Here is an 8,005-nt window from a genome sequence, read left to right on the forward strand (position 1 = left end):
GATCGCTGCTGCTCGCCGAGTCGCTGGGCGAATCTGGCCTACTCGTCCTTCGGCCACCACCCGCTGTGGAGTCGCTGGGCGGTGTTGGCCTACTCGCTCTGCGATCGCTGCTGCTCGCCGAGTCGCTGGGCGAATCTGGCCTACTCGTCCTTCGGCCACCACCCGCTGTGGAGTCGCTGGGCGGTGTTGGCCTACTCGTTCTACGGTCGCTGCTGCTCGCCGAGTCGCTGGGCGATGCCGACTTATTTGTCGTCCGGCCACCAACGCCCGTCGAATTGGTGCGCGATGCCGGTCCGCCCGTCGCTCGACCACCACCCCGCACGGAACCGCTTCGCGATGCAGTCATATCGCGATTCTGGCACGGGTGTGGTTGCGGCCGACCGGATCGCGGTCTAGTTCGGTTGCGTCCGGATCCGGGCCGGACACAATCTGGTGGAGACTATTGCCAGATTCTGAATTCTGGGAGATTCTATTGCCAGATGCTGTGGATCCCGGCGCGCGCCGGGATGACGGGTGATCCGGATCGCCGAAACCCGATGCGTCCGACGATGCGCTCAACGAGGAGGCAGCGATGTCCCAGCCCGGCTACTTCGCCGATAATTCGATGGCCCGACGGGTCATGAGCAAGCGCGCGGTGGGTCTCACCTACGGCCAGCGCGCCTTGGTGATCGGCGCGGTCAATCCATTGCTCTATGTCGGAACCGCCGAGAACACCGAACATCGGATGACCCCGTACTCGCGACTCGCGTTGACCGGCAAGCTCTTCGAGGCCGTCTTCCTCGGCAGCAAGGACGAGGCGGATCGCGCGCTCGCCTTCACCACGAAGAAGCACGCGAAGGTCGTCGGCGCACTGCCCGAGGAGGCGGGCCCGCACCATCCGGCGGGCACCGGCTACTCCGCGTTCGACCCGCACCTGATGTACATGACCATGGCCTTCGCCTTCGACTCGGCCGAGGTGATGCACGATCTGCTGGTCCGCCCGCTGACCGACGGCGAACGCGAGGGCCTGTACCAGGACTACGTGCGCTGGGGCGAGCTGTTCGGCATGCCGCGCGAGGCCGCGCCCGGCAACTACCCGCTGTTCCGCAAATCCTTCGACGACTACCTCGCCTCGGACGAGCTGTTCCTCACCGATGAGGCCCGGCTGGTCGGTTCGTATCTGGCCGGTCAGCGCGTGCCCTATCCGCAGCGCGGGCCGATGCGTCAGGTCGTCGACGCGTTCTACCTGCTGGTGCAGGGCAGTCTGCCGCCGCGCATCCGCGATATGTACGGGATGCGCTGGGGGCTGCCCGAGCAAATCGCCTTCCGCGCGCTCGCCCAGGGCGTGCGCACCGCGCATATCGCACCGCCGCTGGTTCCGCCGGTGCTGCGCGCGACGCTGGCCGGTCCGAGCGCGCCGGTCTACAAGCTGTTGTCCAAGCGGGAACGCGAACTGCACAGCACCGGCCGTCCGAGCATGCCCGGTGTCGACCCACGCAACTGGGCGGCGCGAAATTCCGCGTGACACGCATGCGAAGATCGGGACATGTCCAGTCCTGCTCAGACGAACCCGGCCGCTGAACGCAAACAGCGGGTGCTGTCCGGGATCCAGCCCACCAGCGCGTCCTTCCATCTCGGCAACTACCTTGGCGCACTGCAGTACTGGGTGACCATGCAGGACGACTACGACGCCCTCTACTTCATCCCGGATATGCACGCGATCACCGTGTCGCAGGATCCGAAGGAACTGCGCAGGCGCACCAAGGCGGCGGCCGCGCAGTTGCTCGCGCTCGGCATCGACCCCAAGCGCTCCACGCTCTTCGTGCAGAGCCAGGTACCCGAGCATGCCGAGCTGACCTGGGTGCTCAGCTGCATCACCGGATTCGGCGAGGCCAGCCGGATGACCCAGTTCAAGGACAAGTCGGTCAAACAGGGCGCGGAGAACGCCAGCGTCGGACTGTTCACCTATCCGGTGCTGATGGCCGCGGACATCCTGCTCTACCGTGCGCATCAGGTGCCGGTCGGCGAGGATCAGCGCCAGCATCTGGAGCTGACCCGAAATCTGGCCCAGCGCTTCAATACTCGCTTCAAGAAGACCTTCGTGGTGCCGGAGGCGCATATCGTCAAGGGCACCGCGAAGATCTACGACCTGCAGGATCCGACGTCGAAGATGAGCAAGTCGGCCTCCACCGACGCCGGTCTGATCAACCTGCTCGACGATCCGAAGATCACCGCCAAGAAGATTCGCTCCGCGGTCACCGATACCGAGCGCGAAATCCGCTACGACCCGGAAAACAAGGCGGGTGTCAGCAATCTGCTGGTGATCCTGAGTTCGCTGAGCGGCACCCCGATCGTCACGCTGGAACGCGACTATGCCGGTAAGGGTTACGGCGATCTGAAGTCCGACGTCGCCGACGCGCTGGTCGAATTTGTCACCCCGCTGCGGGCGAAGGTGGAAGAGTATTTGGCAGATCAGGGCGAACTCGACCGCATCCTCGACGCAGGTGCCGAGCGGGCGCGTGAGATTGCCGGCAACACTCTGGCGCAGGTTTACGACCGGGTGGGGTTTTTGGCTCGCTAGCCGGGGAATACCGCTAGCGACCGCTTGTCGACCATCACCGCGCGGTCTCTGTTTAAGGGGCGTGACAGATGCAGGTGATCGACAACATCAAGGCGGCGCTCGAACGGCGGATCCAGTCGCGGCCATGGCTGGATCACCTCATCCGCGCGGGCGGCAACTATCAGCGGCAACGCGGTGATTACTACGCGGCCGGGATCACGTATTTCACGGTGCTGTCGTTGTTTCCGCTGTTGATGGTCGCCTTCGCGATCGCTGGCTCGGTGCTGTCGGGCGACCCGGAAATGCTCACCGAACTGCGGAACAAGATCATCGAGAACATTCCGGGATCACTTGGCGGCCAGCTCAATGATCTGATCGATCAGGCGGTCCGATCGCGCGGCACGGTCGGCACGCTCGGTCTGCTCGTCGGTGTCTACACCGGACTCGGCTGGATGGCGAATCTGCGCGCGGCACTGACCGAACAGTGGGAACAGAAAACCCCGGAAGGCAATTGGTTTTTCAGCAAGCTCTCCGACCTCGGCGCATTGATCGGGCTCGGCTTGGCGTTCGTGATCTCGATCGGTCTGTCCACGCTGGCCTCGAGCACCCTCGGCGAGCGGCTGCTGATCACTTTCCGCCTGTCGGAGTTGCCCGGTGCGCGGCTGATCCTGGTGCTCATTTCGATACTGCTCGGCTTCCTCGCTTCGTGGGCGGTGTTCGTCTGGATGATCGCGCGCCTGCCCCGCGAGCCGGTCACCCTGCGCAGTGCCGCACGAGCGGCCGCGATTGCCGCGGTGGTCTTCGAGATCTTCAAATACGTCGCATCGTTCTACCTGCAGATGGTGCTGCACAGCCCCGCAGGCGCGGTATTCGGATCGATCATCGGCCTGATGGTGTTCAGCTACACCACCTATCGCATCCTCTTGTTCGCAACCGCTTGGGCCGCAACGGCATCGGAGAACGAGCCCGAAGCCGAAATCCCTCCACCCGCCCCCGCCGTGATCAAGCCCCGCATGAGCGCGCCCGGCCCCTCGATGGGCACTGGCGCGGCCTACTTCGGCGCGGGTGCCCTTGCGGCACTGGTCCTTTCAGGCCTGCGCCGCCGCTGACCCACATCGCCCCAGGCTGACCGCTGTCCGCCACACTGAGTGCCCCAAGGCTCGCTTTGCCTCGAGAATGTACTGGTAGCGCGGTACTCTCGACGTTTGCCGCCGCCAGCACATAGTGATCACCCGTCCAGCGACCAGCCTTCCTCGCAATATGCCGGAGGTCCTGTGCAAGATGGGCTAGCGGCTAAATCAGTGCGCGGCCGATATCGGGCCAAGCGTAAGGCTATTGAAGCCTTTATCCCCCGACTTGGAAGGGCTAGGAACCTAATCCTGTCTTGACGCCGCCTGCTCTGGACCTACCGATGCGACCAATGAGTCCTCATGTCGGCCCGGTGGCTCCCGGGACACGAAACGATCGGTGAGGTCGGTTCGATGATGTAGAGACTGTCACGAGGAGTGATCGCAATGGCAGCAGGGGAGATTCAATGACCGATCCGACGTCAACGGGCTCTCGTCAGCCTGTGGTCCTCCCGTGCTTACCGGCTGGGAGGGTGGTGAGGGGCGGGGTTTCGATGGAGCGCACCTGCTGGATGTTCAAACGTGAAGCAATGGCGAGGATTTGGATGGTTGTCGCGCCGCCGCCACTGATGTCGGCGAATTCGAACTGGATCGCGTCGGGGTAGCCCTGCTGGTTCTCGAGGGACCATATCCATCGGACGGCGCGGCCGACGGCATCGCGCCAGGGAGCCAATGCCGCCGCGTCCACGGTGTGCAGGCTCCTGTTGCCGATGGCCGAAGTTTCGACCAGTCACACGGTGTCATCGTCTTCGTGGACGAGCACGGACCATCGGTTTTGCTCGAATTCGAGGTCGATGCGCAGGATGTCGCGGGGCAGATCCGCGTCGAAATGGTAAGTGACGTCGTGAAGTCGGCCACCCTGTTCCGTGATCGCGGATCCTACTTCCGACATGGACCGACTTTCCTATACTTGTTGCCGTACTTTTGCGCGGCCTGTCGAGTGGGTCGCGGCTCTGGTGGGTGTCCCCTGCGTGGTATTCCTTACAATATGCCGGCGGTCTTCAATTCTGCTATCAGAGACCATATTTCGTCGTCCGGCGGAAAATGGATATCCGGATCGTCCCGTTGCATCAATCGATCAATCACTGCGCGGAGGCGAATAACCGACCTCGGCTTGGCGGTACAATCGCGTCGAGGGATCTTCAACGCTGTCACTAAAAGGTCGCCGGGATAGTAGTCACCTTCAGCCAACGGGGTCCGCTCGAGCACATCGAGTGCTCACGGTAGGAGAACGGATGTTCCTCCATGCTGTCCCAGCATGATGCGAAGATCTTCGGCAGTGAAGAAGCCAATCGGTTTCCGGCGCAATGCATTTACAGTCTTCATCAGCCGCGTCGCGTCGGACGGCGGTCCGGCCAGGCGATGCCGTCCACCTGCTCTAGGTTCAGTCATTGATATCGTCGGATTCGTAATTGATGCGCAGGTCGGGTGGTCGGGGCGGCCATTCCGGTGTAGTGACTTTCCGCCCCGTCCACGGATCGATTCTGAGCACCGGATACTCCGTTTGGATCGACATACCCTCACGAGTCCACAGCACAGAGGATTCGGAGTAAACCGCTGCCGGTGATGTCGCCGGTCGATCGGCGAGAAGCAAGAGCCATCCGTTCCGGAGGGCAATCCTGGCGCCGCCGGATTTGAAGAAAACTGGTGAGAGTATTTCGGATTCAAGAATTCTTTCTGCCTCCGCTCTGGGCCAATGTGGTAATTCGTGACGGTCAGGTGAGTTCTCCTTGCTGGTTCGTAATGATAATTCGGCGTCATATCCGATGACTACTTTGAAGCCTGTGTCGAGGTTGAGATCAACCTGGCTCGGGTACCAATCGATAGTGACGATGCGGCTTCGCCTCAGCGGCAGGATAATCCATCTATCCTCGTGTTCTATGATTTCTCGCTGCATTCCTTCGCCTCCCGTCAGTGTTCCAGTGCATCATGGATATTTCCAATGCTGTCCTCGGAAGGGCTGCCGTCTGGCTTCTGTACGTGAACCTCACCGGTATCGAGATCGATGATTACGTCAGGGTTTCGATTGTTTCCGTCGCCGCGCCAAGCGCCTTGCGCTTTGATCTTATGGATGGCATCCTTCACTTCCTTCGGTGAAACCCCGTACTCGCTGGCGATCTTATTCACCTTCGAGGTGTATGAGTTCGTGGTAAAAGAACCACCTGCGGTATTGTGCCCGTTGATGTCGTCCGAGTCTGGATCATCGATAGTCGCCTTCATGCCGATGATGGCGGCGAGGCCGGCGATGGTTTTGTCGAGGTCGATGGCGGGGAGGGCATGGAAGGCGTCGATGGTGCCGACGGCGCCCGCCGCGAGGCTGGCGAGGCCGATGACTCGGACCATTTGGCTGGCGCGGTAGGAGGTTTGGATCGCGTTGATGGTGAGGACGACGTCGGCGTCGATGGCCGCGGCCGCGGCGACGGCGGAGGAGCCGAGGCTGAACAGGAACGCGACTCCGGCGGTGATGGCGATCAGGCTGATGGACAGTTCCAGTGCGTTGATCGCGCTGGCGTTGTCGTTGCCGAGGGCGACTGTCGCGTCGCGATAGTCCTTGACCGGTGCGGCCATGTTCTGGGAGGCGGTAGCGACGGTGTCGGCGCCGGTTTTCAGGGTGGTGAAGTGGTCTTGGAGTAGTTGGCGGTTGGTGGGGTCGTCCATGCCGTCGAACAGGGCCGAGATGGCGGAGATGCGGGCGGCGGCGCCGGTGATGGTGTCGTGGTTGGCGAAGGTGTTCCAGGTGGTGTGGGCTTTGTCGAGTTTGGTGTGGTCGCCGTTAGGGAGTTTGCCGAAGGCGGCGAGGACTTTGGCGATCAGTTTGTCCAGGAACTCTTTGAGGTCGCCGTGGTCGGTGAAGCCGATTCCGTTGTCGCCCACCGAGGATGGGATGCTGACCTTGTACTCGCTGACCTGGCCTACATCGGGTCGCGATGGGGCCGGGTTGCTCTTGTTGGCGGTGCCGTAGTTGTAGCCCATGGCGTACAGCACGGCGCCGTAGTTGGTGAGGGCGTTGGCCAGGCTGGAGCAGGCCTGCATGGTCTGCTTGGCGGCTTTGTCGTATGCCTCGCCCCATTGTTGGCAGCCAGGTGCGTCGCCGGCCATTCCGACGCATTCGCCTTTGACCGCGTCGTGGACGGGTTTGTCGGCTTTGCGGAGGTCGTCGGCGAGGTCGTGGCATTTCTTGGCGGCGTCGTAGTAGGTCTGCCAGTCGACGATCATGGCTGTCCCGATTGCAGCATGCGTTGGTTGACGTCGATGGCACGGGTGTAGCGGCCGTGCGCTTTCTGCGCGGCGTCGCTCATGGAGGCGACGCCTTCGGCGAATTCTCGTGCGGCCGTGAGCCATTGGTTGTGTGCGTCGGCATAGGCGCTGGCTGCGGTGGATTCCCAGCTGCCGTTGTGCAGGGCCGCCACCTTGTGGTCGAGTTCGTCGAGGTGATCGTGCAAGAATCCGGCCAGGCCGTTGAGGCGCGACACGATCCGGTCGAGTTGATCGAGATCGACACTGAATTGAGAGCTCATGGCAGGTCCAGGCTGGAGATACCGGACGCGTTGCCGGTGTCGGTGCTCTTGTAGTTGGCCGCGGTGACGCCCAGCCTTTCGGCGAGTGAAGTCAACGCCTGCATGAGTTGTGTTCCGCCGTCATGTGTTTCGGTCCAGCCGGTCGAGAACTCGTCGGCCGCGTCGCCGGTCCAGTCGGAAGTGAGTAGGGTTTCGATCTCGCGGGCAGCGGAATCGAGGGCCTGTTTCATGGTGTCGGCGATGTTGTAGACGTACTGGCCGATCGTCTGCACATCACCGGGTACGACTGTCAGATTCTGGCCAGATCCAGACGGCCCCCCGCTATCTCCCATGTACACGAAGATAACGGCGCGCGTCCCCAGGCGTCCACAAGCTTGTGCGATCTGCCGCTTATTTGGCAGGCGTTCTCCCATGTTCGATTAGTCCTCGACGACGTTCAATACACTGCAAACTGCCGGTGCCCGAGTCCGTTCGTGCAGGGCCAGCAAAGTTGGTAGGGAAGAGTAAAGCCAGGCCGGATCTGTCGGCGGTCGATCTTGCCACGAGTTGCCGCCCGCTCCCAGGCTCGCTGTCCCTCGAGAGTGCGTTGCGTGAGGGGCGCTCTCGGCATCTGCCGCCACCCGCGCATGGTGATCATCCGTCCAGCACGCGTTGTGTGCCGCAGAAGCCAGTCGGCGATTGATTCAACCGGCGAACCGGGCAACCCCTGTCAGGGATCGGGCACCCCATACGCTGGGGGCGTGGCTGAAGTACGGGGTGCCCGGATCCACTTTCGGTATCGCCGGTCGGTGGTAGGCGGTCAGGGCGGGGCTGTCAGCGGT

Annotated in this window: 10 protein-coding genes and 1 pseudogene; 4 read left to right on the forward strand and 7 right to left on the reverse strand. The window is 62.5% G+C overall.

The features are described 5' to 3' along the window. The 4 genes from ACFYOW_RS32470 to yhjD form a co-directional block, all read left to right on the forward strand. The coding region (locus ACFYOW_RS32470) for a hypothetical protein (protein ID WP_387293895.1) at window positions 1–396 on the forward strand (396 nt) is incomplete at its 5' end. A gap of 175 nt (window positions 397–571) precedes the next feature. Continuing rightward, window positions 572–1,504, forward strand: a complete 933-nt coding sequence (locus tag ACFYOW_RS32475) for an oxygenase MpaB family protein (protein ID WP_387293896.1) — start codon at window positions 572–574, stop codon at window positions 1,502–1,504. Window positions 1,505–1,525: 21 nt separating this feature from the next. Next, entirely contained in the window at window positions 1,526–2,560 is a 1,035-nt protein-coding gene (gene trpS, locus ACFYOW_RS32480) for a tryptophan--tRNA ligase (protein WP_063038920.1), read from the forward strand. 68 nt (window positions 2,561–2,628) lie between these two features. Next, entirely contained in the window at window positions 2,629–3,648 is a 1,020-nt protein-coding gene (yhjD, locus tag ACFYOW_RS32485; RefSeq protein ID WP_387293897.1) for an inner membrane protein YhjD, read from the forward strand. 454 nt (window positions 3,649–4,102) lie between these two features. Here the strand turns inward: yhjD and ACFYOW_RS32490 are convergent, their stop codons facing one another. The 7 genes and pseudogenes from ACFYOW_RS32490 to ACFYOW_RS32520 all read right to left on the reverse strand — a co-directional run bounded on the left by ACFYOW_RS32490 (window position 4,103) and on the right by ACFYOW_RS32520 (window position 7,597). After that, window positions 4,103–4,354 carry a DUF6334 family protein gene (locus ACFYOW_RS32490; RefSeq protein WP_387293898.1) on the reverse strand — a complete coding sequence of 84 codons (252 nt, stop codon included), beginning with the start codon at window positions 4,352–4,354 and terminating at the stop codon, window positions 4,103–4,105. Between the two features lie 42 nt (window positions 4,355–4,396). After that, on the reverse strand, window positions 4,397–4,558 hold the full coding sequence (locus tag ACFYOW_RS32495; RefSeq protein WP_387293899.1) for a hypothetical protein: 162 nt from the start codon (window positions 4,556–4,558) through the stop codon (window positions 4,397–4,399). Between the two features lie 89 nt (window positions 4,559–4,647). Next, window positions 4,648–5,058, reverse strand: a pseudogene (locus tag ACFYOW_RS32500) (contact-dependent growth inhibition system immunity protein). Next, entirely contained in the window at window positions 5,051–5,563 is a 513-nt protein-coding gene (locus ACFYOW_RS32505) for a hypothetical protein (protein WP_387293900.1), read from the reverse strand. Before ACFYOW_RS32505 ends, ACFYOW_RS32500 begins: the two are co-directional and overlap by 8 nt. Window positions 5,564–5,577: 14 nt before the next feature. Then, window positions 5,578–6,882 carry a hypothetical protein gene (locus ACFYOW_RS32510; RefSeq protein ID WP_387293901.1) on the reverse strand — a complete coding sequence of 435 codons (1,305 nt, stop codon included), beginning with the start codon at window positions 6,880–6,882 and terminating at the stop codon, window positions 5,578–5,580. Next, window positions 6,879–7,184 (reverse strand): WXG100 family type VII secretion target, encoded by a 306-nt coding sequence (locus tag ACFYOW_RS32515; protein WP_387293902.1) that lies wholly within the window; start codon window positions 7,182–7,184, stop codon window positions 6,879–6,881. The genes ACFYOW_RS32510 and ACFYOW_RS32515 overlap by 4 nt, the downstream gene beginning before the upstream one ends. Further along, window positions 7,181–7,597, reverse strand: coding sequence for a WXG100 family type VII secretion target (locus ACFYOW_RS32520; protein WP_387293903.1), 417 nt, complete (start codon window positions 7,595–7,597; stop codon window positions 7,181–7,183). Before ACFYOW_RS32520 ends, ACFYOW_RS32515 begins: the two co-directional genes overlap by 4 nt. Window positions 7,598–8,005: the final 408 nt, after the last annotated feature.

The organism is Nocardia sp. NPDC006982, assembly GCF_042869435.1.
Classification (GTDB): domain Bacteria; phylum Actinomycetota; class Actinomycetes; order Mycobacteriales; family Mycobacteriaceae; genus Nocardia.